Here is a 24,585-nt window from a genome sequence, read left to right on the forward strand (position 1 = left end):
ACCCTGTCAACTTGAGCGATTTGCTACTCATCGCCGCGCCGCCAGTCCGAGAGCCCGGAAAACCAATGCCCATATCAAGCCAAACACCAAGCCCGCAGTGCCGAGCGCCAATGTAAGCGCCCAGACACCGTACCAGCCGGTTATGGCCATTCCGTTGACCGATATGGTGTTGCCGCCAAGAACACTCAAGGTGCCAGCTGCAAATCCCAGCACCAGCCCTCCCACGGTACACCATTTGATGATGGGCCAGGCGGCACGCCGCCATGGCCCTCCGTTCTCGATCAGCGGAATGAGCGTCTCTCCGTCTTATGCATTCAGCACGCGACCATACGCATCCAGAACGCTTTCTTTCATCATTTCCGAAAGGGTCGGGTGTGGGAAGACCGAATGCATCAGTTCTTCCTCGGTCGTTTCGAGATTCATGGCGATCACGAAGCCCTGGATGAGCTCGGTCACCTCAGCGCCGACCATATGGGCGCCGAGCAACTGTCCCGTCTTCTTGTCGAAGATGGTCTTGACCAGCCCTTGATCTTCTCCAAGTGCAATCGCCTTGCCATTTGCGGCAAACGAATAACGACCGACGCGGATATCGTAACCCTTTTCCTTGGCTTTTGCTTCTGTCAGACCGACGGAAGCGACCTGCGGGTTACAATAGGTGCAGCCCGGAATCATATTCTTGTCGAGCGGGTGAACGTTCGGAAGTCCTGCAATCTTCTCGATGCAGATAACGCCTTCATGCTCGGCCTTGTGCGCCAGCATCGGCGGCCCGGCAACGTCACCTATAGCATAGATGCCCGCAACATTGGTCTTGCCATAACCATCAATGACGATGCATCCGCGATCAGTCTTGACGCCGAGCGCTTCCAGGCCGAGATTTTCGATGTTGCCCTGAACGCCAACCGCCGAGATCATACGGTCGACGGTCAATTTCTCAGTTTTGCCGTCCTTGGTTTCGATATGGGCAGTCACATTGTTTGCGCCCTTCTCGACCTTGGTAACCTTGGCGTCGGTAATGATCTTCAGACCACGCTTTTCAAGCTGCTTGCGCGCGAATGCGGAAATCTCAGCGTCTTCAACCGGCATGATCTGCGGCATCAGTTCCACGACCGTCACGTCGACGCCCATGTCATTGTAGAAAGAAGCGAATTCGATACCGATCGCACCCGACCCCATCACGAGCATGGACTTCGGCAGTTCCGGTGGAACCATTGCTTCGAAATAGGTCCAGATCAGCTTACCATCCGGCTCAATGCCCGGCAGAGAACGTGGACGTGCACCAGTAGCGACAATGACGTGCTTCGCCTTGTAGGTCCCCTCGCCCAGAACGCCCTTCGGGATAGGGTTCTGCGGTTGCATCGGCTGCTTTGACGACTTGCCGACCGAAATCTCAACCGGATTGCTGCCCGAGGCAGCCTTTACGAGCTTCGCCTCACCCCAGATCACGTCGATCTTGTTCTTCTTCATCAGGAAGCCGACACCACCGTTAAGACGGGCCGAAACACCGCGCGATCGCTGCACCACAGCCGTCACATCAGGTGTAATCGTACCTTCCAGCTTCAGACCGTAATCCTTGGCGTGTTCGCCAAAATGCAAGATCTCAGCCGAACGCAACAACGCTTTGGTGGGAATACAGCCCCAGTTGAGGCAGATTCCGCCCAGATGTTCACGCTCGACGATAGCCGTCTTGAGGCCAAGCTGCGCAGCGCGGATTGCGGTGACATAACCACCCGGGCCCGAGCCGATAACAATAACGTCGTAAATGTCGGCCATATTGTCCTGCCTTTGCTCAGTTCACTTCTCGGGTGAGCAGCACCCAGTCGTGTCTTTTGTCCTGCCCAATGCGTTCTATCGCTTCGAGCCGCTCAATTTCCTTGAAACCATGGGCGCCGTAAAGGGAAAGCGCCACATCGTTGTGGCTTTCGGTTATCAGGCTGATGGCCCGATTGCCGTTCCGACGAGCCAGGTCAATCTCGTTGGCGACAAGAGCGCGGCCAATTCCCTTGCCGCGGAACTCCCGATAAACGCCAACGCTGTCTATAAAGCGGTTGCCAATGACCTTGCGCTGCATCGCGATCAGCTGATCCATAACCGGATGTTTTGCCGACTGATCGTTAATGCTTTCGTCCACGGTAAAGCCGATGGAAAGCCCGGCAATGTTGCCAGCCCACTCGGCTATCGTCGTACTCTCCCAGCCCTCGGTGCCGTCGGCGCGCATATATTGCCGACCGCGTTCCATGGCCGTTTCGGTTTGTCCGTCAAGAACCGCACTGTACCAGAGCCATGACGCAAAACCGTGCGACGAGATATCGACAAGAATGGCGATCTCAGCGGCTTCACGGCGTTCAGCCCGGCGTAGGTTCAGTTGTCCAGCCATTCAAAAACCTCAGGCGTCGAGTTCAGCAGAACACGACGCCCTTGAAGTTGATCGATCAGACCAGCATACCCATCGGGTTTTCGATGTGACGCTTGAAGGCCTGTGCAAGTTCAGCAGCCAACGCGCCATCGACGGCACGGTGATCGGTTGAAAGGGTCACGGACATAACGGTCGCAACCTTGATTTCACCGTTCTTGACCACTGCACGCTGTTCACCTGCACCGATTGCGAAAATGGTCGCATGGGGCGGATTGATGATCGCGGCAAAGTCCTTCACGCCGAACATGCCAAGGTTGGACACAGAGGTCGAACCACCCTGATACTCTTCAGGCTTCAGCTTGCGATCACGCGCGCGCTTGGCAAGGTCCTTCATCTCGTTGGAAATCGCCGACAATGTCTTCGAGTCCGACTGACGAACGATAGGCGTAATCAGACCGCCCGGAATGGAGACAGCAACGCCAACATCAGCGCGCTTGTGCTTGACCATGCCGCCTTCGGTCCACGACACATTGGCGTCCGGAACATCGCGCAGCGCCAGAGCCGTCGCCTTGATGACCATATCGTTGACCGAAAGCTTGTAGGCCGGAACCTCACCCTTTTCGGTCTTGATCATCGGCGATGCGGCATTGATCTGCGAACGCAGGGCCAGAAGTGCGTCCAGTTCGCAATCGATCGTCAGATAGAAATGCGGAACGGTCTGCTTCGATTCCACCAGACGGCGGGCAATCGTCTTGCGCATACCATCGTGCGGAACGATCTCGTAGGTGCCTTCTTCAAAGAGCTTGAGAACGGCATCATCCGACATCGGCTTCGGCGTGGCAGCAGAGGCCGCTTCCGCTTTCGGCGCAGCGGCCTTGACTCCACCGGAAGCCAGAGCGGCCTCCACATCGCGCTGAACGACACGGCCATGCGGGCCGGTACCCTTCACGGCAGCGATATCGACACCGGATTCCTTGGCGATACGACGAGCAAGCGGCGACGCAAATACGCGGTCGCCCTTATTCGAAGCAGCAGCAGGCTGGTCCGCTTTGACGGGTGCGAGCACCGTTGCAGGTGTTGCGGCTTCCTTTTTGGCTTCAGCGGGCTTCGGCTCTTCTTTCGGAGCCTCGGCCTTTGCTTCTGCCTTCAGAGCAGACGCTGCGCCCTTGGCCGCAGCCGCCACGTCCTCGCCTTCTTCGGCAAGGATAGCGATCAACGCATTGACCTTGACGCCTTCGGTACCTGCGGGAACCACGATCTTGGCAACAGTGCCTTCGTCCACAGCTTCCACTTCCATCGTGGCCTTGTCGGTCTCGATTTCAGCAATAACATCGCCAGGAGCGATCTTGTCGCCTTCCTTGACCAGCCATTTCGACAGGTTGCCTTCTTCCATCGTCGGAGAAAGCGCTGGCATGGTGATATTGATCGGCATGTCCAGACCCTTTCGTTACGCGGTATAAGTAACGGCTTTCACCGCTTCGACCACTTCAGCAACCGTCGGCAGCGCCAGCTTTTCCAGATTTGCCGCATAAGGCATCGGAACATCCTTGCCGGCGATGGTCAGGATCGGCGCATCGAGATAATCGAAGGCCTGCTGCATGACGCGGGTTGCAATTTCCGTACCAACGGACGACTGCGGGAAGCCTTCTTCCACCGTCACCAGGCGACCGGTCTTCTTGACCGATTCCACAACCGTTGGAATATCCATCGGGCGGATCGTACGCAGATCGATGATTTCAACATCGATACCCTGCTGGCCCAGTTCTTCGGCCGCCTTGATGGCATAGGTCATGCCGATACCGAACGAAACGATGGTCGCGTCCGTGCCCTGCTTGTGAATGCGGGCCTTGCCGATCGGCAGAACGAAATCATCAAGCTTGGGCACATCGAAATGATGACCGTAGAGAATTTCGTTTTCGAGGAAGATCACCGGATTCGGATCGCGGATTGCAGCCTTCAGCAGGCCCTTGGCGTCGGCTGCCGTGTACGGCATCACGACCTTGAGACCCGGAATGTGGCTGTACCAGGCTGCGTAGCACTGCGAATGCTGGGCAGCAACGCGCGCAGCTGCGCCGGACGGACCGCGGAAGACCATCGGAGCGCCCATCTGTCCGCCAGACATATAAAGCGTCTTGGCGGCAGAGTTCACGATCTGGTCGATTGCCTGCATGGCGAAGTTGAAAGTCATGAATTCAACGATCGGGCGCAGACCTGCAAAAGCAGCGCCAACACCTACACCGGCAAAACCATGCTCGGTGATCGGGGTATCGACAACGCGCTTGGAACCGAACTCATCGAGAAGTCCCTGCGTTACCTTGTAAGCGCCCTGATATTCGGCAACTTCTTCACCCATCACGAAAACGTTCGGGTCGCGGCGCATTTCTTCTGCCATCGCATCACGAAGCGCATCACGAACTGTCATCGAAACCATTTCGGTGCCAGCCGGAATATCCGGGTCGGACGCGACTTCGAGTGCCGGAGCCTTGGGAGCAGCTGAAACAGAATCAGCCTTTTTTTCTTCAGATTTCGGCTCTTCCTGCGGTGCTTCAGCCTTCGCAGCCGGAGCAGAACCGATATCGGAAGCGCTTTCGCCGTCACCGAGAAGCACGGCAATCGGCGTATTGACCTTCACGCCTTCAGTGCCTTCATCGACAAGAAGCTTGCCAATCGTACCTTCATCGACAGCTTCGACTTCCATCGTCGCCTTGTCGGTTTCAATTTCAGCGATCACATCGCCGGACGTAACCTTGTCGCCTTCTTTCTTCAGCCACTTGGAGAGCTTGCCCTCTTCCATGGTTGGGGAAAGTGCGGGCATGAGAATTTCTACGGGCATGACAACACCTTCCTGGAATTAGAGCAGAATATCCGTGTAGAGCTCGGATGCATCCGGCTCCGGATCGTTTTGAGCGAAATCAGCAGAATCAGCGACAATGTCGCGGACATCCTTGTCGATTTCCTTCAGCTCTTCCTCGGTTGCCCAACCCTTTTCGATCAGACGCTGCTTGACCTGCTCGATCGGATCATGTTCGGAGCGCATCTTCTGCACTTCTTCCTTCGAGCGATACTTTGCCGGGTCCGACATCGAGTGACCGCGGTAACGATAGGTCTGCATGTCGAGAATGATCGGTCCCTTGCCGGAACGCGTCCATTCCACAGCCAGATCGGCAGCAGCCTTGACCGCACGAACGTCCATGCCGTCAACCTGAATACCCGGAATATTGAAAGAAAGACCGCGCTTCGAGAAATCAGTTTCAGCGGAGGAGCGCGAAACCGATGTGCCCATGGCATAGCGATTGTTTTCGATGATGTAGACTACCGGCAGCTTCCACAGCGATGCCATGTTGAAGCTTTCGTAAACCTGCCCCTGATTGGAAGCACCGTCACCGAAATAGGTCAGCGTTACATTGTCGTTGTCGCGATAACGATTCGCGAACGCAAGACCTGTGCCAAGCGAAACCTGCGCACCGACGATACCGTGACCGCCGTAGAAGTTCTTCTCTTTGGAGAACATGTGCATGGAGCCGCCCTTGCCCTTGGAAAGGCCGCTGCGACGTCCGGTCAGTTCAGCCATAACGCCACGCGCGCTCATGCCCGCTGCAAGCATATGACCATGATCGCGATAGGCGGTGATAACCTGATCACCTTCCTTCAGCGCCATCTGCATACCCACCACTACGGCCTCCTGGCCGATATAAAGGTGGCAGAAGCCGCCGATGAAGCCCATGCCATAAAGCTGGCCGGCCTTTTCTTCGAAACGCCGGATCAACAGCATTTCGCGATAAGCGTCCAGCTCCTGCTTCTTGTCGAAGTTCACAGGTGCAGGTGCCTTGGGTGCAGTCACAGAAGACGCCTGCGTTTTGCTTGCAGGCGACTTTTTAGCCCTCGGTGCCATATCTCGCTCCCTAAATTGTCGTTCTATTGTGACGTTATACGGGCATATCACAAGATACAATATGCACCCAGAGCATAGCTGCTATGTCGCCAAGCCCTTAAAAACATATCACAAAAAGACAATTAACCGGATTTCAGTTAATTTGATCGGTCTTCCCTGGAGGTGATAATTGTCACTTCATCGGGATGGGAGAGATTAAGCGCTCTGCGTGCTTGCTCGTCAAGCATATCCTTCTCGATGGAACCGTCGCGCAGAAGCGTGACTCGCTTTTCGAGCGCAGTGCGATCTGCTGTCACCTGTTCGAGCTGCTTGGCCAGAAGGCTTTTTTGCTCTTCCAGCTGGATACGAGAATAGAGACCGAATTCGCCATGATAGGCGTGAAAACCGAAATAGCTCAGAAACGCGGCCGTCAGAATGGGCAATACAAAACGCCCACGGATCGATTTACGCTTCTGCTTGGTCCACATTTCGGCTTCCTTCCCGGATATTCAATGCCGCCGCGAATCCTGCGAAGGGCGTCAATCCGAATTCCACCATCAAGCATTATTTTGCTTAACAGAGATTTACCAAGAACAGATGTCGGGAGCGGGTAACCCTGATTTTTCCGTGCTGCCGCAAACACTTTGGCTCGCAAGCTATTCAATCGATCTCATTCTCAGCCTCAAAGGGAATCGGCGTCCAACGCTTTCTAGCTCCCATGTTTACGCAAGTACCAATGATAACGAGACGTAAGCGTTTATAGATTCTGACAGTTTCCCGAACCAAAAGCCGCATCAATGCAGGGCGGATTTTTGCATGCTTGCGATTCCCGCCAATTGTACTTTCCAGACCGACCTGACGGCACAGCGCCGGGTAAGTCTGATAAACTGCAAAATTCGAGAATGGACCAAACTCGGAATCAAACAGAAAATGGTCCAGAGGTGCCGAAGGCTTTTCCATAAAGGCGAGCATACGCTGCGCGGCCGGCTTTGAGATAATATAGCCAGCCGAGAGAAGGTGTCGACTTCGCAGCCGTGCAACCGTAAAATCCGTATCGGTACAGGTTAGATGTGGCCCGAGAAGCACTGTCTTTTCATGTGTCTCAATTTTAACGATATCCGCATCGACGGGTATCCAGTTGATCAAGGCAAACAGCTTGTCCGCCCCCCGACCGAAAACGACATCATCCTCAAAGACTGCAGCATAGTTTTCCTCACCCTGCGCAATGAGTTCGATACATTTTCTATGGGAAAGAAAACAGCCTATCTCGGCTGGCGTCAGAGGGTGTGGCCATTTTTGTTTGGAGGCCAATGTATCCTGAACCAGCTCAGGAGTGAACATGCGCGCGTCGACGGCGGCTACACGCACAAAGTCACATCCCAGCCTGCTAAACTGCTCCGTCATAAAGGCGAGCCGATCACGGCTCCTGTCAAGATTAATCAGGTAAGATTTCATGAACGCCCCCTAGCGAAATGAACTCCTAGCGCGCATCCAGGAAAGTGTGAAACGGTTTTCTGATAAGATCCACGTTCGGACAAACAATTAGAGCGCCGATCTGCTTCAATCAGATCGGCGCTCCAGGGTACGCCATAGCCGGTCAACTACAATGGCAGACAGATGAACACTTGATTTTGCAAGCGGAACAAAAAGTTCAATCAAACATCAACAATAGTAGAAAACCCGCCCATGATCATGCGCTTGCCATCAAATGGCATCTGGTCACCCATTGCCTTCATGCGCGGATCACTCATCATCTTGCTATTTGCAGCGTCGCGCGTCGCCTTGTCGGGATATTCGAACCAGGAGAACACAACCTCCTCGTCGTCCTCTGCCTTAACTGCACGTCGAAAATCGGTAACCTTGCCGTCCGGCACATCATCCCCCCATGCCTCGACCATGCGCGTCACACCAAACTCCTTGAATAATACAGCGGCTTCAGCGGCATGCTTGCGATAGACTTCCTTGTTCGCCTTGGGGACTGCGACAACAAATCCTTCGATATAAGCCATTTTCTCTCTCCCGCTGATAAATCCGCCCACGGCTTCGTCAGTTGCGTTTAAGCCGCTCCCTCATCAGTTCGAACACCAATGTAATAACATTGATATCAATATAATTACATTGGGTCAAATGCCGAATATCTGGGTTCATATAGTGCTGAAACGAAAAAAGGCGGGCCCTAAGCCCGCCTTTTATGATTCTCAGAAAAATTAGAGGAACTTCAGTGCGCTGCGGCCTGCATAACGGGCCTGCTTGCCGAGTTCTTCCTCGATGCGGATAAGCTGATTGTACTTGGCCGTACGGTCGGAACGGGCCAACGAGCCGGTCTTGATCTGGCCGCAGTTGGTGGCAACGGCGAGATCGGCAATCGTCGAATCCTCCGTTTCACCTGAACGATGCGACATGACAGCGGTATAGCCAGCCTTGTGAGCAGTCTCGACAGCGTCGAGCGTTTCCGACAGCGATCCGATCTGATTGACCTTGACGAGAATCGAATTGGCAACGCCCATGCGGATACCGTCGCGCAGGCGGGCCGAGTTGGTGACGAACAGATCGTCGCCGACAAGCTGGCACTTGTTGCCAATAAGATCGGTCAGATACTTCCAGCCTTCCCAGTCGTCTTCAGCCATACCGTCTTCGATGGTGACGATAGGATAGTCGCTGGCGAGCTTGGCAAGATACTTGGCCTGAGCCTTTGGATCGCGCGTCTTGCGTTCACCCTCATAGACGTAATTGCCGTCCTTAAAGAACTCGGTCGCTGCGCAATCGAGGCCAAGGGCGATATCTTCACCGGGCTTGAAACCGGCTTTCTCAATCGATTCCATAATGAAATCGAGTGCAGCCTGGGCATTCTTCAGGTTCGGAGCGAAACCGCCTTCATCACCGACATTGGTGTTGTGACCGGCATCCTTGAGGCGCTTCTTGAGCGTATGGAAAACTTCCGAACCGTAACGAACGGCTTCACGAACGGATGACGCGCCGACCGGCAGAATCATGAACTCCTGGAAATCGATCGGATTGTCGGCATGTGCGCCGCCATTAATGATATTCATCATGGGGACCGGCAGAACATGGGCATTTGCGCCACCGACGTAGCGGTAGAGCGGAAGACCGGTCGCCTGGGCCGCAGCCTTGGCGACAGCAAGCGAGACGCCCAGAATCGCGTTGGCGCCGAGATTGCCCTTGTTGGCCGAACCATCGAGCTCGATCATCGTCTGGTCGATAAGCAGCTGGCTTTCCGCGTCCATGCCTGCAATAGCGTCAAAAATCTTGCCATTAACAGCTTCAACAGCCTTTTCAACACCCTTGCCAAGATAGCGGCTGCCACCGTCGCGCAGCTCTACAGCTTCATGTGCGCCAGTCGATGCGCCGGACGGAACGGCAGCGCGTCCGAAAGAGCCATCCTCAAGCACAACGTCTACTTCGACGGTCGGGTTGCCGCGGCTGTCGAGAATTTCGCGGCCGACGATGTCGATGATTGCAGTCATAGGAACCAGTCCTTCCCTATAGATTGCCCCGCCATATCCGCGAGGCGCTTAACAAATCCGATGCGGACATTTCTTAGCGCATAATCCTGAAAGTTTGCAGACATTTCAGAAAAGATTATGCACCGGCCAGTTTTTTAAGCCTTAGCGAAACAAAAGGCGGAGGAAAATCCCCCGCCTTTTTAAATTCTCCGAGAACTGTTTAAAGCCCTTTTGCGATACGATCAAAAGCCATGAGCTTTTCGAGAAGCGCGGGCATTTTATCCACCGGCACCATATTCGGACCATCGGACGGTGCGTTATCCGGGTCCTGATGCGTTTCAATGAAGAGCCCCGCAACACCGACGGCAACTGCTGCCCGAGCCAGCGTTTCCACAAACTCACGCTGTCCACCGGTCGAGCCGCCCTGCCCGCCCGGCTGCTGCACGGAGTGAGTCGCATCGAAAACAACCGGCGAACCAAGACCCGCCATAATCGGCAAGGAACGCATATCGGAAACGAGCGTATTATAACCGAAAGAAACACCACGCTCGGTCGCAAGCACATTCGGATTGCCGCTTTCCGTAATCTTGGAAAGAACATTCTTCATATCCCATGGCGCCAGAAACTGTCCCTTCTTGACGTTCACGACACGTCCCGTCTTTGCGGCAGCAATCAGCAGATCGGTCTGGCGGCAAAGAAATGCCGGGATTTGCAGGACATCGACCACAGGAGCAACTTCGACACATTGCTCTTCGGTATGAATATCCGTCAGAACGGGAAAGCCGAATTCCTTCTTGAGATCGGAAAAAACTTCCATTGCCTTTTCGAGACCGATTCCACGCTCAGCCTTCAAGGATGTGCGATTGGCCTTGTCGAAGCTGGATTTGTAGACGAGACCAATGCCGAGCTTATCGGTCATTTCCTTGAGCTGGCCTGCCATATCGAAAGCGTGTTCACGCGTTTCCATCTGGCATGGTCCCGCAATCAGGGCAAATGGCGCGCTATTTGAGAAAGTAACATTTCCGACTTTTACAGATGAATTGGCAGTCGTCATAACGTGAACCTCGATACTGAATGCCTGCAGGCATCTTATCTGGCGTAAAGGTGGGTCGAAAACAAGACCGCGACCTGAAAGCCGAAACGAAAACGCGCCCCGAAAGGCGCGTTAGAGTTCTAGAGCATTTCCTGCAAAAGTGCGAAGCGGTTTTGCGTCGGATAATGCCACGAATAAGTTAGAGCGGTTCCACGATCCCGTTTTAACCGGAAGCGCTCTACACCAGACGGCTCTGCTCGATCGCCGCTTCGATAAAGGAAGCGAAAAGCGGGTGTGGCTCAAACGGACGGGATTTCAGTTCCGGGTGGTACTGAACGCCGATAAACCAAGGGTGATCAGGATATTCAACCGTTTCCGGAAGAACACCATCCGGTGACATGCCTGCAAAGTTCAATCCGGCTGTTTCAAGGCGATCCTTGTAGTCGATATTAACTTCGTAGCGATGACGATGGCGTTCCGAAATATCGGTCGAACCGTAGATTTCGGCGATCTTCGATCCAGGAGCAAGAGTTGCCTCATAAGCTCCAAGACGCATCGTGCCGCCAAGATCGCCAGCCGAAGCGCGCTTCTCAAGCATATTGCCCTTCAGCCACTCCGTCATGAGACCGACAACCGGCTCCTTGGTCGGGCCGAACTCGGTCGATGATGCATTTTCTATGCCGACGAGATTACGAGCAGCTTCAATGCAAGCCATCTGCATACCGAAGCAGATGCCGAAATAAGGGACCTTGCGTTCGCGAGCGAATTTCGCTGCAAGAATCTTGCCCTCTGCACCACGTTCGCCGAAGCCGCCCGGCACCAGAATGCCATGAACCTTTTCCAGATATGGAGCCGGGTCTTCACTTTCGAAGACTTCCGCCTCGATCCAGTCGAGATTGACCTTCACCTTGTTGGCAAGACCACCATGATAAAGCGCCTCGATCAGTGACTTATAGGCATCCTTGAGACCGGTATACTTGCCAACGATGGCAATGGTCACTTCGCCTTCCGGATTGTGGAGACGGTTGGAAACCTCTTCCCAGCGATCCATACGCGGCTTTGGAGCCGGATCAATACCGAACGCCGACAGGACTTCCGAATCAAGGCCTTCCTTGTGATAGGCGATCGGAACATCATAGATCGTAGCCACGTCGAGCGCCTGAATGACTGCACTTTCGCGGACATTACAGAACAGCGACAGCTTGCGGCGTTCAGATTCAGGAATCTCGCGATCAGCGCGAACCAGAAGGATATCTGGAGCAATACCGATAGAGCGCAGCTCCTTGACTGAATGCTGGGTCGGCTTGGTTTTCAACTCGCCAGCGGCCGGAATATAAGGCATCAGGGTCAGATGGATATAAACTGCCGTTCCGCGTGGCAATTCGTTGCCAAGCTGACGGATGGCTTCGAGGAACGGCATAGCTTCGATGTCGCCAACCGTGCCGCCGATTTCGCAGAGAACAAAATCATAATCTTCGTTACCTTCGAGGACGAAGTTCTTGATCTCGTCGGTCACATGCGGAATGACCTGAACCGTCGCACCGAGATAATCGCCGCGGCGTTCCTTTTCGATGATGTTACGGTAGATGCGACCGGTGGTAATGTTGTCCTGCTGGTTGGCTGGACGACCGGTGAACCGCTCGTAATGGCCCAGATCAAGGTCGGTTTCAGCACCATCGTCAGTGACGAAAACCTCACCGTGCTGGTAAGGCGACATCGTGCCGGGATCGACATTCAGATAAGGGTCGAGTTTACGGATACGCACGCGGTAACCGCGTGCCTGAAGGAGTGCAGCCAGTGCTGCGGCAGCTATGCCTTTTCCAAGGGAAGAAACCACGCCGCCAGTGATGAATACATATCGCGCCATGGGCTTATCTCGTTAGACTTTCTTGATTGATTCCGCCACAAAAAAATGCACCCCGGCGGTATTTTTCACCGAAGCCAGGCGGTAATCGTCGTTGTACAAAGAAAAACCGGAGCCAGAAACCCCGGAGCGAATACGTCTGTACTCTCTAGCGTCCCTATTCACATAAAGCCATGTCGAAGCTCGAAATCCACAGCTTCCGCCTGCAAGAATAGTGACGAACACAAAAGAAAAGGCCGAGCCCGTAAGCCCGGCCACATTCACATAGTCATTTACAGATCAGAGAACAACCACTTCGGTGCCCAGACCGACGCGATCATAGAGATCCAGCACATCGTCGTTCGTCATGCGGAAGCAACCGTTGGAAGCCGAGCTACCAATGGTCCACGGCTGCACCGTACCGTGAATACGGATGTAGGTGTCCTTGTTGCCCTGGAAGAGATACATGGCGCGCGAACCAAGCGGGTTACCTGGGCCGCCATCCATGCCGTTCTTGAAACGGCCATAGTGAGCCGGATCACGTTCGATCATTTCCTTCGTTGGAATCCAGCGTGGCCACTCGCGTTTTGCATTTACGGTAGCCGTGCCCTTGAATTCCAAACCCACCTTGCCGACAGCAATGCCATAACGACGCGCAGTCGTTGAAGTCTCTACCAGATAGAGGAAGTAGTTTTTAGGATCAATCACAATGGTTCCCGGCTTGTAGCCGGTGAATGCGACTTCCTGCGCCTGAAACTTCGGATTGATATTGTACTTATTCGCCTTCACCGCGTTGCCGCTCTTGGAAGCCTTTTTCTTCTTCGGCTTCTCAGGATTGGCCTTGGTGTCACTTGAAAGCGCAACCTGCTGAACGGATGCGGCAGCTTCATTGAGCTGCGCTTCAGCGCTTACCGGCGAAGCTGCAAATGCCGGAGCGGTCGCTCCAATGCAAAGACTTGCAATACCTGCCATCAGAATACGGCGTGAAAACATGTTCGGTTCCCGAAAATCAAGCACAAGGGAGAAACATCTGCCACATTAGTTGCGAGCAGACTTTCGATCTCCTTACTGCAAAGCCAACCGGTTCTCAATTCGCCGCCATCGTTCTGCAATGCGATTCGCGGCAGCGTATTGCCTAGCTGCAACACTTTGCGGCTCTATGGTTAACAAAAAGAAAACCGGCCTCAAGGGCCGGTTTCGTATTGCGTTCATCTAGCTCGTATTTTTACTGCGAGCTTGGAACCGGATTGGCCGGAGTTTCTGGAACGACCGGAGCCTGCGGCTGCGTAGCATCAGGCTGCGTCACCGGTGCTGCGGCGCCCGGAGCTGCCGGTGCAGTCTGATTGGTATCTGGACGCGAAGACTCGCCACCCAGCTGATTCAGAATACCACCACCATTGCCGCCCGCCGGAGCAGTCTGACTGCCGGTTGCCGCCGGAATACGATTGAGAATGTCGGTTGGCTTTTCGCCGTAGCGCGCCATGATGCCGAGAATAAGCGAGGTCGCGAAGAAACCGATCGCAAGAATGGCTGTCGTGCGGGTCAGCGCGTTCGCTGCGCCGCGAGCCGTCATGAACCCTGAACCACCGCCAATACCAAGGCCGCCGCCTTCCGAACGCTGGATAAGCACAACGCCGACAAGCGCCAGCACGATCAACAAGTGAATGACAATGATTACGGTCTGCATGGGTTACGGTCTTTATATCCCTAAAACTAGAGCGGCTCTTTACACGCTATTGTCCGATAATCCAAGCCCCGAGACCAAGATAGGCAGACGCGATGTGCCGATTACAAATTACGATAGGTTTCGCATATGGCGAGAAAATCAGTCGCCTTCAAGCTGGCTCCACCGACAAGTGCGCCATCAACATCTGCAACACCGAGCAATTCGGTTGCGTTGGAAGGTTTGACTGAACCGCCGTAGAGCAGGCGAAGATGTGCGCCTTTCGTGCCGAAACGTTCGATCAGTTGCTCGCGCATGAAGGCATGCGCAGCCCGCACGTCCTGCACAGTCGGCGTCAGCCCCGTACCGATTGCCCAAACGGGTTCATAAGCAATGATCGTATTCTCGGCGTTGACACCATCAGGTAAAGAACCGGCAAGCTGCTTGCCGATCACATCCAGTGTACGCTCGGCCTTGCGCTCATCGGCGGTTTCGCCAACGCAAACGATAGCGATCAGTCCGACTGCCCATGCGGCTTCGGTCTTGGCGTGAATGGCATCATTGCTTTCATGATGGTCAGTCCGACGCTCGGAATGGCCGATAATGACATGTGTGGCGCCTGCCTCTTTGAGCATCGCAGCAGAAATATCACCCGTATGCGCACCAGACACTTTATGGTGAGCGTCCTGTCCGCCGAGGCCAACGGTTTCGCCTTCAAGTGTTTCCGCTGCGCGAGAAAGAAGCGTCGCCGGCACGCAGATAACCGCATCGAGCTTGCGACCGAGATCGGAGCTCAGACCCGCAGCAATCGCGCGCAATTCGGTCAGGGATTCTCCTGTACCATTCATCTTCCAGTTGCCAGCAACCAGCGGACGGATTCCCGGAGTCATTTCATTCTCCTCGCCTGTTCAAAACAGTTGACGCTACCACCTCGCAAAAGCGGACCAGCGCCAAAATTTGCCACTGACTAAGCGTATTCGTGCCGCAATGCAAATGTTCTTGAGTGTCTATATGCAATGAGACCTTGCATATAGGGCTGGCTTGAGGTTATCCCCTGACTGGCTCTATCTATAAAAGCCGAGCTTCAATTTATTCTTGAAGGGTTTCCAATGCTCGACAGCCTGCGTTCCGCCGCTCAATCCTGGGTCGCCAAACTTCTGCTTGGCCTGCTTGTACTGAGCTTTGCGATTTGGGGCATCTCCGATGTCTTTCGCGGCGGCCTGGCAGGCAACGCCGCTTTGACGGCAGGCGATTCCGAAGTGAGTGCCACCGACTATCGTTTCGCCTATGAACAACAAATGATGCGTTTGTCGCAACAGCTTCGCCAACGTCTGACGCGGGAGCAAGCGCAGGCGTTCGGCGTCGAAAATCAGGTACTCGCACAGCTCGCAGCCGGTGTCGTGCTGGATGAAGGTGCGCGCAACATGCAGCTCGGCCTTTCCAAAGATGGAATTGCACGGCTGACCGGCGAAGATCCGGCTTTCCATGACGCAAGCGGCAACTTCAATCGTGCACAGTTCGATGCGGTACTTCGTCAATCCGGTATTCGTGCGCAGGACTATCTCGACAACCGCGCGAAAGTTGCCCGTCGTCAGCAGATCGTGGAAGCCGCCACCGATGGCATCAAGCTCCCGAATGCGGCGTTGAAGGCGCTGGCCCTTTATCAGGGTGAAACCCGCAGCGTTGATTATGTAACCATTCAGGCTGAAAAAGCCGATGCCATCCCTGCCCCGTCCGATAATGCGCTCAAGACCTATTTTGATGCGCACAAGGACGAGTACAAAGCACCGGAATACCGGAAGATAACCTATGTGAAGCTGGAACCGACTGATATTGCCGATCCGTCTGCCGTCACACAGGATGAAATCAACGAATATTACGAAAAGAACAAAGATCGCTTCAGTACGATCGAAAAGCGCACCATCGAGCAGTTGAGCTTTGCCGATGAAGCCGCAGCTGAAGCCGCCCAGCAGAAAATCGCCGCGGGAACCAGCTTTGTCGATATCGGCAAGGAACAAGGCAAAACAGAAGACGACTTGAAACTTGGTTCGTTTGAAAAATCCGCTATTCCCGATCAGGCGGTTGCCGATGCAGCTTTTGCACTTTCAGAAAATGGCGTGAGCCAAGTCGTCAAGGGCAGTTTTGGTCCTGTTATCCTGCGCGTGACGCAGATTGAACCGGCCCATGTGAAGCCGCTGGCTGAAGTTGAAGGTGAAATTCGCACCACGCTTGCAAATAATATCGCGGCAAGCAGCATCAGCGGCATTCATGATTCCTACGAACAGGATCGTTCCGACGGCGCATCCATGGCTGATGTGGCAAAGAAACTGAGCCTCAAATCCGTTACCGTGGAAGCCGTTGATGCCGAGGGCAACGATCCTTCCGGCAATCCCGTTCAACTACCAAATTCCGAAGCATTGCTTTCTGCTGCTTTCCAGGCCGATCAGGGTTTTGACAACGATGCCCTGACCATGGGTAATATCGGCTATCTCTGGTACCAGATCGACGGCGTAACTCCGGCACGTGAACGTACGCTCGACGAGGTCAAGGACAAGGTTGTGGCGGCATGGAAGGGCGAGGAAGCTGTCAAGCGCCTCAACCAGCGGGTGGAAGACCTGAAGAAGCGCCTCGACGGCGGTGCGACACTCGACACGATTGCCTCCGAAATGGGTGTTGAGAAGCAGACCAAGCGTGGTGTTGTCCGCACGACCAACGATGCCGATATCGGAACGGCCGCAGCGGCTCAGATTTTCCGTGGAGCAGATGGTTTCACCGGGAGCGCTGCAGCACCTTCGGACGATGCCCAGATTCTGTTCAAGGTTGTTGAAGTAACCGAACCCGCAGGAGCTGGTCCGGAAGCTATTCCGGAACAGCAGCAGAAGTATCTGGCCACATCGCTCTCGGACGATGTTCTCGAACAGCTCGTCGGCGAACTACAGAAGCAGTACCCTGTGAAGATAAATCAGGCCGTCATCAACAACGCTCTGGCGTTTTAAGGACGGTGGGCATCAAAAATGGCTGATCTAAAACCCTATATCGCGAAAGCCGCATCAGGCGAGCCGCTTTCGCTTGAGGATTCCAGGACCGCCTTCGATATAATGATGTCGGGACAAGCAACTCCGTCGCAGATCGGCGGGCTGTTGATGGCATTGCGTGTGCGCGGTGAAACGGTACCAGAAATTGCCGGTGCGGTTGCGTCCATGCGCTCGCGGATGCTGGCAGTTTCAGCTCCTGCCGACGCAATCGATATTGTCGGAACCGGTGGTGACCAGTCGGGTTCCTACAATGTTTCAAGCTGCTCGGCGTTTGTTGTCGCTGGTGCTGGTGTTCCTGTCGCCAAGCATGGCAACCGCGCCCTCTCCTCACGTTCCGGTGCCGCCGATGCGCTAGCCGCTCTCGGCATCAATATCGAGGCCGACGCGAGCATCATCGGCCGCAGCATCACCGAAGCCGGCCTCGGTTTCATGTTTGCACCGATGCACCACTCCGCCATGCGCCATGTTGGTCCCTCCCGCGTCGAACTCGGAACACGCACTATCTTCAATCTCCTTGGCCCTCTTTCCAATCCGGCCAGTGTCAAGCGTCAGCTTGTTGGCGTGTTTGCGCCGCAATGGCTCGTACCGTTGGCTGAAGTGCTCAAGGAACTAGGCTCCGAAGCAGCCTGGGTGGTTTACGGCGACGGGCTTGATGAAATGACCACCGCTGGCACGACACAAGTTGCCGCTCTTGAAAATGGTCAAATCCGTACTTTTGAAATCACGCCGGAAGAAGTTGGACTCCGTCGTTGCGATCCGGCAGAACTGAAGGGTGGCGAGGCTTCACTGAATGCCAAGGCTTTGCTCGGCGTGCTTGAAGGCACTAAAAATGCCTATCGAGATATCGTCCTGCTCAATTCAGGCGCAGCACTCGTCATTGCAGGCAAAGCGAAGGATCTGAAAGAAGGCATCGCTCTCGCAGCGCAATCCATCGACAGCGGTGCAGCACTTGCTGTCTTGCAGAAGGTAATTGCCGTTTCGAACGACAAAGCTGCCTGACGGAAAGGATTAAGTCATGTCCACCGACATTCTGCGCAAGATCGAGGCTTACAAGCGCGAGGAAATCGCCGCAGCCAAGGCCGAGCGCACCGTCGCCGATCTCAAGGCGCGTGCACAGGATCAGGAAGCGCCGCGCGGTTTCCTCAGCGCGCTAGAGGCCAAACGCGCTGCTGGTGAATTTGCACTGATCGCCGAGATCAAGAAGGCAAGCCCTTCGAAAGGCCTCATCCGCCCTGATTTCGATCCGCCAGCACTTGCAAAAGCCTACGAGACCGGCGGTGCCGCTTGTCTTTCCGTACTGACTGACACGCCGTCCTTTCAGGGAGCACCGGAATTTCTGACAGCAGCACGTAACGCTTGCAGTCTCCCAGCCCTGCGCAAAGACTTTCTGTTCGATACATACCAAGTGCATGAAGCGCGTAGCTGGGGTGCGGACTGCATTCTGATCATTCTTGCTAGCGTCGATGACGATCTGGCAAAGGCGTTGGAAGAAACCGCGTTCGATCTTGGCATGGATGCACTCATCGAAGTTCACGACGAAACCGAGATGGAACGCGCACTGAAGCTTTCGTCGCGTCTGCTCGGCGTCAACAATCGCAATTTGCGTACGTTTGAGGTTGATCTCGCCGTGTCGGAACGCCTGTCGAGAATGGCACCTTCCGATCGTGTTCTGGTTGGTGAAAGCGGCATATTCACACACGAAGATTGCCTGCGTTTGGAAAAATCCGGAATCGGGACCTTCCTCATCGGCGAGAGCCTGATGCGCCGGGAAGATGTCACGGCGGCTACCCATGAACTCCTGACCGGCAAGGCCTGACCGATGACGTCCAAGCTCACCCATATCGACCAGACTGGTGCTGCCAATATGGTGGATGTTGGGGCGAAGGATGAAACTGAACGCCAAGCCACAGCCGAAGGATCAGTCAGAATGAAGCCGGAAACGCTGGCGATCATTCTGGAAGGCAATGCCGCGAAGGGTGACGTCATTGGCGCTGCGCGTCTGGCAGGCATCATGGCGGCAAAAAAGACCGCCGACCTGATTCCCCTCTGCCATCCGCTTATGCTGACCAAAGTCGCTGTCGAAATCGAACCGGATCAGGCACTACCCGGTTTGCGCGTTCGCGCACTTGCCAAGCTCAAAGGACGCACTGGCGTGGAAATGGAAGCCCTCACTGCCGTTTCCGTAACGTGTCTTACCATCTATGACATGGCCAAAGCCGTCGACAAACATATGGAGATCGGCGGCATCCGCGTTACCGAAAAAAGCGGCGGCAAATCAGGTGATTGGACGGCATAATCGCTGAACCTTGTTCTGGATCAATTCTTCCAGACAGGCTTTATGCTCTAAACGGGTCCACAATTCAGTTCGAGAGGAAACACCATGTCCCTTCTCCCGGTCGATGAAGCACTGGCCCGCATCCTGAAATCTGCGGAACCGCACGGTAAAGAGCAAGTCACCTTGTCCGATGCGGGCGGGCGCGTGGTTGCAACACCTGTGCTGGCGCATTTTCTCCAGCCGCCTTTCGACGGGTCGGCAATGGATGGCTACGCCCTGATCGCACCGGACAACATCTCTTATCCAGTTGATTTCGACATCATCGGTGAATCGGCGGCGGGCAACCGCTTCGAGGGCAAATTGGGGATCGGACAGGCGGTTCGCATTTTCACCGGCGCGCCACTGCCCAAAGGCACAGACACAATTGTCATTCAGGAACACACCGAGCGTTTGGGTAACCGGCTCACTGTTCACGAAGGAATAGAGCCGGGACGGCATATACGCCGCGCGGGGCTGGACTTTTCGCCTGGTAATATCGTCATTTCGAGCGGACGTGAGCTGGATGCCGCTGCCCTGTCGCTCGCCGCTGCAAGCGGACACGCGAAAATCGACGTATTCCAAAAACCCAAGGTGGCAATCGTCGCGACCGGTGATGAGCTTGTCGCGCCGGGTGAAACACCCGGAAAAGACCAGATTGTTGCGTCGAACAGTGTCGGAATCGCTGAAATCATAAGGCGAGCGGGCGGCAGCCCTGAAGATAAGGGGATTATTTCGGACGATCCTGCCAAGATCGAACAGGCAATAGCAGACAGCCTGCAAAGTGGCATCGACATTCTGGTTACGATTGGTGGCGCGTCCGTCGGTGACCGGGATTTTGTGCATGGTGCGCTTCAGAAATTGGGGGTCAATCTCGATTTTTGGAAGATAGCCATGAGGCCGGGCAAACCCCTGATGTACGGACGCATCAGTGTGAACGGCAAAATTGTGCATGTCATAGGCTTGCCAGGCAATCCCGTTTCGAGTCTCGTCTGTAGCCTTGTCTTTCTCCGTCCGCTTGTCGCCAAGCTTGCCGGAACCAGCCTCGATGCCGATATCCGGCCCGCAAAGCTGGGCGCTACCCTACCAGCGAATGACCACCGCCGCGATTATATCCGAGCTACAATCGAATCAACCCCGGATGGAACTCTGATAGCAAAGCCATTTCCAATCCAGGATTCGTCTATGCTTTCGGCTCTCGTCGGCTCGAAAGCACTTCTCATCAGGGATGAGAACGCCCCAGAGGCTGTGGTCGGCGACGATTGCCGTGTCCTCATGCTATAGATTTGACACAGCTTTCGACCTCGATAATGCATGAAGAACAATATATAATCTATTGTAAATTATATATTATATAAACTCCACATTGCCCTGACTTGCAAATAAAGCTCTGCAAGCATGGCATTCCGTTCGCTCTCGGCTCAAGCGTTAATGATTTTAAAACCATTGCAGAACAAGACTGGAACATATAGTGTTCGTTCTGGTTTTGTTTTTCTCGATTCTTGGCCGGGAGGGTGTCGCGCATGTTAACCCGTAAACAGCACGAGCTTCTGCTGTTCATTCATGAACGTCTAAAAGAAACGGGCATTCCCCCGTCTTTCGATGAAATGAAGGAAGCGCTCGATCTGGCTTCAAAATCGGGTATCCATCGTCTGATCACCGCTCTGGAGGAACGTGGCTTCATTCGTCGTTTGCCGAACCGAGCACGTGCGCTTGAGGTCCTGCGCCTGCCGGATTCTATTGCTCCAGGGCTCAATGCACAAAAGAAGTTCGCTCCTAGCGTTATCGAAGGCAGCCTTGGCAAAGCGCCGCCGCCTCCACCGTTGCGCCCTGCCCCTGTGGCCACGAATGACGACACATCCGCAACTGTTTCCGTGCCGGTCATGGGGCGAATTGCTGCTGGTGTGCCGATTTCAGCCATCCAGAATCAGACCCATTCCCTCAGCCTTCCACCAGAAATGATTGGTGCGGGTGAGCATTACGCTCTCGAGGTCAGAGGCGATTCAATGATCGATGCCGGAATTTTCGATGGAGACACAGTCATCATCAAGCGTGGCGAATCCGCAAATCCTGGTGAAATCGTCGTCGCTCTCGTCGATGACGAAGAAGCCACGTTGAAGCGCTTTCGTCGTAAGGGTGCATCCATCGCGCTCGAAGCAGCCAACCCTGCCTATGAGACACGAATCTTCGGCCCCGACCGAGTGCGCGTTCAAGGCAAGCTCGTTGGCCTGATCCGCCGCTATTAAGATGTTTCCGGCAAAAAGAGAAACGGCTTTGCGCTGGAAAATGCGTAAAGCAAAGAGATAGGACGTATCCAAAGTTCCCTTTTAGCCGGGAGCCTTCTGGGATCATTCGCAGCGATTTGCGTCATCATTGGCATCTGATGAACAGCTCGCTGCATTTTGGGCAGAGCGGGATTTTGGTTTGTACTCGCGTTCCGCTAAACCGCGTGCCGGACGTGAATGGATGCGATGCAAATGCCAGGGACGGCTCGGTGTATCGACAGCAAATGTTATCCGGCTGTCCTGTTGCAGTTCAGATGTTGGCGACGCCGCCTCAGCTTTCGTTGTTTTGGGAGAAATTAAGGATAAGGCCTGAGGAGTTCGGTTTTGTTCTTCTGTTTTTCCGAGTCTTATCTCCACAGATCCCTTTAGCGCTAGATCGCGTTTACTGATGCTCAGAGTTGTTGAGCGCCCGCACGAAGATTCCTTGCCAGGAACAGCGAGAATGACCACATCGCCGATGTTGCAGGCGATCTCTTGCATTGCGATATCTGCTGTGTAGGCCAGTGTGTAGCCATCGCGCAAGTTGATCGTGCACAATCCATCTTCACATTCGAACCCGTCCGCATCGGTTCGTTTTCTGTTTTTGCCCGATGGCGGTGCAATGAATTCTTCGACCAGATATGCTGTTTTCCAATTATCGACTGTAAATTGCGACGGACGGCTCCGATTGACTGCAAATCTCCCATCAGCCAGTCGGACTCCAACCAGTTTGGCATCTTCTGATATCACGATGTCGGGAAAAGGTTCCCTGACGAAAGCAGCGAACCCAAGAACGATGAAGGGCAGCGCCAACACCTTCAGTCTCGTCGACAGAACAACAGCCAGAACAAGCGCAATGGTCCAGAAAACGAGAGTGAGTGCAGGCATGGCGCCGGGATTGCCATCGGGAGACCACGCCGCAACAAAAGAGGCAATGTGTCTGACAGCGAAGATACCCCAGCCCATTATCTGCAAAGGCACCCAGTCCAGTTGCAATGGCATCAACACAAGGCCGAAGACAGCAAACGGCATTACGAGAAGAGCTATTACGGGCTCAGCGAGGACATTTCCTACCAAACCGAACGGCGCTGTATTGTTGAAATGATAAGCTGCAAAAATCCCGCTCGCCAGTCCGGCAATGAGTGAAGTACCAGCCGCAGCTGTGATAGGCTTCAGGATTTTTCCAGCGAAGCCATAGGTGGCCTTCCCACGCTTTCCCGCTCCAACCTGCCCGATCGCGTTCCGCTCGCTCCACCAGGCAAAACCTGCAATCAACGCGGCCGTAGCCGAAAAAGACATTTGAAAACTCGGCCCCAATATTTCATGCGGCGAGATTGCAATCATAGCCATGGCCGCAATCGCCAGATTGCGCATACTGATAGCAGCACGGTCCACCAGCAATGCACCAAGCATAACCGCGATCATGACATAGCTTCGTTGTGCCGCCACATCCGCACCCGACATCGCAAGATAGAAAGTACAGCTTAGCAGGGAGAGAAATGCCGCATACTTCTTCACGGGATGCCGCACGCTGAAGGCCGGAAAAAGAGCGAAAAGAGATCGCAACGTCAGCATGACGACTCCGGCAGCAAGCGCCATATGCAAGCCGGAGATCGACAGAATATGCGCAAGCCCCGCTTTGCGCAGATCTTCATTCGTCTGCTCACTAATCCCCGCCCGCGTGCCTGCTACGAGTGCCGAGGCGACACTGCCATCCTCCCCACCTATCACTTCCTCGATTCGTTCAGACACCCGAACACGCAACATGGCAATCCACTGGGAAATTTCCGCAGTCAGTTCATCTGGCGGAGAAACCGTCGCCACTTTGGGTGTTCCGAGAAAGAAACCATTGGCGCCAATCCCATTGAAATAAGCGTGAAACGAGAAATCATAGTTGCCGGGGCGAACCGGGCCTGAAGGGGTCCGCAATCGGGCAAAACCCGTCAGTCCGCCGCCGATCACCGTCGATGCAGGAATGTCCCTTGCATTGACGCGGATGCGCTTGGGCGGAAAACGGAGTTTGGGGCGTTCGGTCTGGAGCACATCAAGCGTTATCCGCCAGCTGCCATTATCCTGGTATTCAAGAGCAACAACCCGGCCCGTTACGCGCGTCGCCACATCGGAGCCCAGCATCGGTGTCGCACGGCGCTCCATCTCCCATTTGCCGACCAAAAGCCCTGCCAGCAGAGCGATTGCCAATGTCACGCCTTGCGCAGCGGCGAATTGTCTGCGCGTCACAATCCGCAATACTACAGCGATCCCGAGCGTGGACAAAAGTGGTGTCCATGCAGGCTCGAATGAGAGCGTAAAATAGATGATCGCGCCGATACCGGCAAAAACCGGCAGCAGAAGAAAGAATATGCCGCGTCCCTCTTCAGTTTCGATTGCGGTCCAGACCTGATCCGCCGCAACGAAGGGAAAAGAGAGGAAACGTTCACGCAGGCGCGGTACAGGCGGCTTGACCGACTCAGGACTTACCTGGAGTTCCGTTTCATTTTGGGGCCAGACCTCTGGCAGCAGTGCGCGCACCAAACCGTCGGGCATGCCTCTGACAAGCGCCCGTTCATTTACATCGCTCGCTTCCCTGATGCCTGTCATGCCCCCGCCTGACCGCAAAAGTTAGCCCCAACCGTCAAAATACCCCGAAAGAACGACGGCACATCAGCACGAAAGGGATGCGAAACCCTTGCGCACATTGCTGCCTATGCTACATGAACCGCAGCCGAAATCGAGTGGGTTCGCATCGTG

The 24,585-nt window shown here is 54.6% G+C and carries 22 protein-coding genes; 6 read left to right on the top strand and 16 right to left on the bottom strand.

The genetic code is table 11. From position 1 onward, the window contains the following. Positions 1-27 precede the first annotated feature (27 nt). The 15 genes from HWX93_RS10935 to tpiA all read right to left on the bottom strand — a co-directional run bounded on the left by HWX93_RS10935 (position 28) and on the right by tpiA (position 15,117). Positions 28-225, bottom strand: a complete 198-nt coding sequence (locus tag HWX93_RS10935; protein WP_109987793.1) for a hypothetical protein — start codon at positions 223-225, stop codon at positions 28-30. Between the two features lie 81 nt (positions 226-306). Next, on the bottom strand, positions 307-1,770 hold the full coding sequence (lpdA, locus tag HWX93_RS10940; RefSeq protein ID WP_109987792.1) for a dihydrolipoyl dehydrogenase: 1,464 nt from the start codon (positions 1,768-1,770) through the stop codon (positions 307-309). A gap of 16 nt (positions 1,771-1,786) precedes the next feature. Further along, a complete protein-coding gene (locus HWX93_RS10945) occupies positions 1,787-2,374 on the bottom strand; it encodes a GNAT family N-acetyltransferase (protein ID WP_176037389.1) in 588 nt (195 codons plus the stop codon). Positions 2,375-2,429: 55 nt separating this feature from the next. After that, positions 2,430-3,785 (bottom strand): pyruvate dehydrogenase complex dihydrolipoamide acetyltransferase, encoded by a 1,356-nt coding sequence (locus tag HWX93_RS10950; protein WP_176037390.1) that lies wholly within the window; start codon positions 3,783-3,785, stop codon positions 2,430-2,432. A gap of 15 nt (positions 3,786-3,800) precedes the next feature. Beyond that, positions 3,801-5,186, bottom strand: a complete 1,386-nt coding sequence (locus HWX93_RS10955) for a pyruvate dehydrogenase complex E1 component subunit beta (RefSeq protein ID WP_176037391.1) — start codon at positions 5,184-5,186, stop codon at positions 3,801-3,803. Positions 5,187-5,204: 18 nt separating this feature from the next. Continuing rightward, on the bottom strand, positions 5,205-6,245 hold the full coding sequence (gene pdhA, locus HWX93_RS10960) for a pyruvate dehydrogenase (acetyl-transferring) E1 component subunit alpha (protein ID WP_109987788.1): 1,041 nt from the start codon (positions 6,243-6,245) through the stop codon (positions 5,205-5,207). A gap of 137 nt (positions 6,246-6,382) precedes the next feature. Continuing rightward, positions 6,383-6,712 (bottom strand): FtsB family cell division protein, encoded by a 330-nt coding sequence (locus HWX93_RS10965; RefSeq protein ID WP_061346222.1) that lies wholly within the window; start codon positions 6,710-6,712, stop codon positions 6,383-6,385. Positions 6,713-6,884: 172 nt separating this feature from the next. Continuing rightward, entirely contained in the window at positions 6,885-7,679 is a 795-nt protein-coding gene (locus tag HWX93_RS10970; RefSeq protein ID WP_176037392.1) for a glycosyltransferase family 25 protein, read from the bottom strand. Positions 7,680-7,879: 200 nt separating this feature from the next. Next, complete coding sequence (locus HWX93_RS10975; protein ID WP_109987786.1) at positions 7,880-8,233, bottom strand: DUF1428 domain-containing protein; 354 nt, start codon at positions 8,231-8,233, stop codon at positions 7,880-7,882. Positions 8,234-8,431: 198 nt separating this feature from the next. Further along, positions 8,432-9,709, bottom strand: a complete 1,278-nt coding sequence (gene eno, locus HWX93_RS10980) for a phosphopyruvate hydratase (RefSeq protein WP_176037393.1) — start codon at positions 9,707-9,709, stop codon at positions 8,432-8,434. Between the two features lie 199 nt (positions 9,710-9,908). Beyond that, entirely contained in the window at positions 9,909-10,742 is an 834-nt protein-coding gene (gene kdsA / locus HWX93_RS10985) for a 3-deoxy-8-phosphooctulonate synthase (RefSeq protein WP_109987784.1), read from the bottom strand. 217 nt (positions 10,743-10,959) lie between these two features. Beyond that, positions 10,960-12,588 carry a CTP synthase gene (locus tag HWX93_RS10990; protein WP_109987783.1) on the bottom strand — a complete coding sequence of 543 codons (1,629 nt, stop codon included), beginning with the start codon at positions 12,586-12,588 and terminating at the stop codon, positions 10,960-10,962. Between the two features lie 276 nt (positions 12,589-12,864). Further along, positions 12,865-13,557 carry a L,D-transpeptidase gene (locus tag HWX93_RS10995; RefSeq protein WP_109987782.1) on the bottom strand — a complete coding sequence of 231 codons (693 nt, stop codon included), beginning with the start codon at positions 13,555-13,557 and terminating at the stop codon, positions 12,865-12,867. 232 nt (positions 13,558-13,789) lie between these two features. Further along, positions 13,790-14,251 carry a preprotein translocase subunit SecG gene (secG, locus tag HWX93_RS11000; protein WP_109987781.1) on the bottom strand — a complete coding sequence of 154 codons (462 nt, stop codon included), beginning with the start codon at positions 14,249-14,251 and terminating at the stop codon, positions 13,790-13,792. 101 nt (positions 14,252-14,352) lie between these two features. Continuing rightward, entirely contained in the window at positions 14,353-15,117 is a 765-nt protein-coding gene (gene tpiA, locus HWX93_RS11005; RefSeq protein ID WP_176037394.1) for a triose-phosphate isomerase, read from the bottom strand. A gap of 219 nt (positions 15,118-15,336) precedes the next feature. On the opposite strand from tpiA, the gene HWX93_RS11010 reads away from it, so the two are divergent. The 6 genes from HWX93_RS11010 (at position 15,337) to lexA (ending at position 21,819) form a co-directional block, all read left to right on the top strand. After that, positions 15,337-17,223 (top strand): peptidyl-prolyl cis-trans isomerase, encoded by a 1,887-nt coding sequence (locus HWX93_RS11010; protein ID WP_176037395.1) that lies wholly within the window; start codon positions 15,337-15,339, stop codon positions 17,221-17,223. A gap of 18 nt (positions 17,224-17,241) precedes the next feature. Further along, complete coding sequence (gene trpD / locus HWX93_RS11015; RefSeq protein ID WP_176037396.1) at positions 17,242-18,261, top strand: anthranilate phosphoribosyltransferase; 1,020 nt, start codon at positions 17,242-17,244, stop codon at positions 18,259-18,261. Positions 18,262-18,277: 16 nt separating this feature from the next. Beyond that, positions 18,278-19,078: an indole-3-glycerol phosphate synthase TrpC gene (gene trpC / locus HWX93_RS11020; protein WP_176037397.1), complete on the top strand. Its 801-nt coding sequence runs from the start codon at positions 18,278-18,280 to the stop codon at positions 19,076-19,078. Between the two features lie 3 nt (positions 19,079-19,081). Next, a complete protein-coding gene (moaC, locus tag HWX93_RS11025) occupies positions 19,082-19,558 on the top strand; it encodes a cyclic pyranopterin monophosphate synthase MoaC (protein WP_109987776.1) in 477 nt (158 codons plus the stop codon). 84 nt (positions 19,559-19,642) lie between these two features. Next, positions 19,643-20,857: a gephyrin-like molybdotransferase Glp gene (glp, locus tag HWX93_RS11030; protein WP_176037398.1), complete on the top strand. Its 1,215-nt coding sequence runs from the start codon at positions 19,643-19,645 to the stop codon at positions 20,855-20,857. Between the two features lie 239 nt (positions 20,858-21,096). Further along, entirely contained in the window at positions 21,097-21,819 is a 723-nt protein-coding gene (lexA, locus tag HWX93_RS11035; RefSeq protein WP_176037399.1) for a transcriptional repressor LexA, read from the top strand. Between the two features lie 102 nt (positions 21,820-21,921). Here lexA and HWX93_RS11040 read toward each other — a convergent pair whose 3' ends face one another. Further along, positions 21,922-24,435 carry a ComEC/Rec2 family competence protein gene (locus HWX93_RS11040; RefSeq protein WP_176037400.1) on the bottom strand — a complete coding sequence of 838 codons (2,514 nt, stop codon included), beginning with the start codon at positions 24,433-24,435 and terminating at the stop codon, positions 21,922-21,924. Positions 24,436-24,585: the final 150 nt, after the last annotated feature.

The sequence above is a fragment of the Brucella tritici genome, from assembly GCF_902825325.1.
Taxonomy (GTDB): Bacteria; Pseudomonadota; Alphaproteobacteria; order Rhizobiales; family Rhizobiaceae; genus Brucella.

Bases quoted from the DNA above. Each gene is read 5' to 3' on its own strand.
- lpdA (WP_109987792.1), bottom strand. From the start codon at position 1,770: ATGGCCGACATTTACGACGTTATTGTTATCGGCTCGGGCCCGGGTGGT.
- HWX93_RS10945 (WP_176037389.1), bottom strand. From the start codon at position 2,374: ATGGCTGGACAACTGAACCTACGCCGGGCTGAACGCCGTGAAGCCGCT.
- HWX93_RS10950 (WP_176037390.1), bottom strand. From the start codon at position 3,785: ATGCCGATCAATATCACCATGCCAGCGCTTTCTCCGACGATGGAAGAA.
- HWX93_RS10955 (WP_176037391.1), bottom strand. From the start codon at position 5,186: ATGCCCGTAGAAATTCTCATGCCCGCACTTTCCCCAACCATGGAAGAG.
- pdhA (WP_109987788.1), bottom strand. From the start codon at position 6,245: ATGGCACCGAGGGCTAAAAAGTCGCCTGCAAGCAAAACGCAGGCGTCT.
- HWX93_RS10965 (WP_061346222.1), bottom strand. From the start codon at position 6,712: ATGTGGACCAAGCAGAAGCGTAAATCGATCCGTGGGCGTTTTGTATTG.
- HWX93_RS10970 (WP_176037392.1), bottom strand. From the start codon at position 7,679: ATGAAATCTTACCTGATTAATCTTGACAGGAGCCGTGATCGGCTCGCC.
- HWX93_RS10975 (WP_109987786.1), bottom strand. From the start codon at position 8,233: ATGGCTTATATCGAAGGATTTGTTGTCGCAGTCCCCAAGGCGAACAAG.
- eno (WP_176037393.1), bottom strand. From the start codon at position 9,709: ATGACTGCAATCATCGACATCGTCGGCCGCGAAATTCTCGACAGCCGC.
- kdsA (WP_109987784.1), bottom strand. From the start codon at position 10,742: ATGACGACTGCCAATTCATCTGTAAAAGTCGGAAATGTTACTTTCTCA.
- HWX93_RS10990 (WP_109987783.1), bottom strand. From the start codon at position 12,588: ATGGCGCGATATGTATTCATCACTGGCGGCGTGGTTTCTTCCCTTGGA.
- HWX93_RS10995 (WP_109987782.1), bottom strand. From the start codon at position 13,557: ATGTTTTCACGCCGTATTCTGATGGCAGGTATTGCAAGTCTTTGCATT.
- secG (WP_109987781.1), bottom strand. From the start codon at position 14,251: ATGCAGACCGTAATCATTGTCATTCACTTGTTGATCGTGCTGGCGCTT.
- tpiA (WP_176037394.1), bottom strand. From the start codon at position 15,117: ATGACTCCGGGAATCCGTCCGCTGGTTGCTGGCAACTGGAAGATGAAT.
- HWX93_RS11010 (WP_176037395.1), top strand. From the start codon at position 15,337: ATGCTCGACAGCCTGCGTTCCGCCGCTCAATCCTGGGTCGCCAAACTT.
- trpD (WP_176037396.1), top strand. From the start codon at position 17,242: ATGGCTGATCTAAAACCCTATATCGCGAAAGCCGCATCAGGCGAGCCG.
- trpC (WP_176037397.1), top strand. From the start codon at position 18,278: ATGTCCACCGACATTCTGCGCAAGATCGAGGCTTACAAGCGCGAGGAA.
- moaC (WP_109987776.1), top strand. From the start codon at position 19,082: ATGACGTCCAAGCTCACCCATATCGACCAGACTGGTGCTGCCAATATG.
- glp (WP_176037398.1), top strand. From the start codon at position 19,643: ATGTCCCTTCTCCCGGTCGATGAAGCACTGGCCCGCATCCTGAAATCT.
- lexA (WP_176037399.1), top strand. From the start codon at position 21,097: ATGTTAACCCGTAAACAGCACGAGCTTCTGCTGTTCATTCATGAACGT.
- HWX93_RS11040 (WP_176037400.1), bottom strand. From the start codon at position 24,435: ATGACAGGCATCAGGGAAGCGAGCGATGTAAATGAACGGGCGCTTGTC.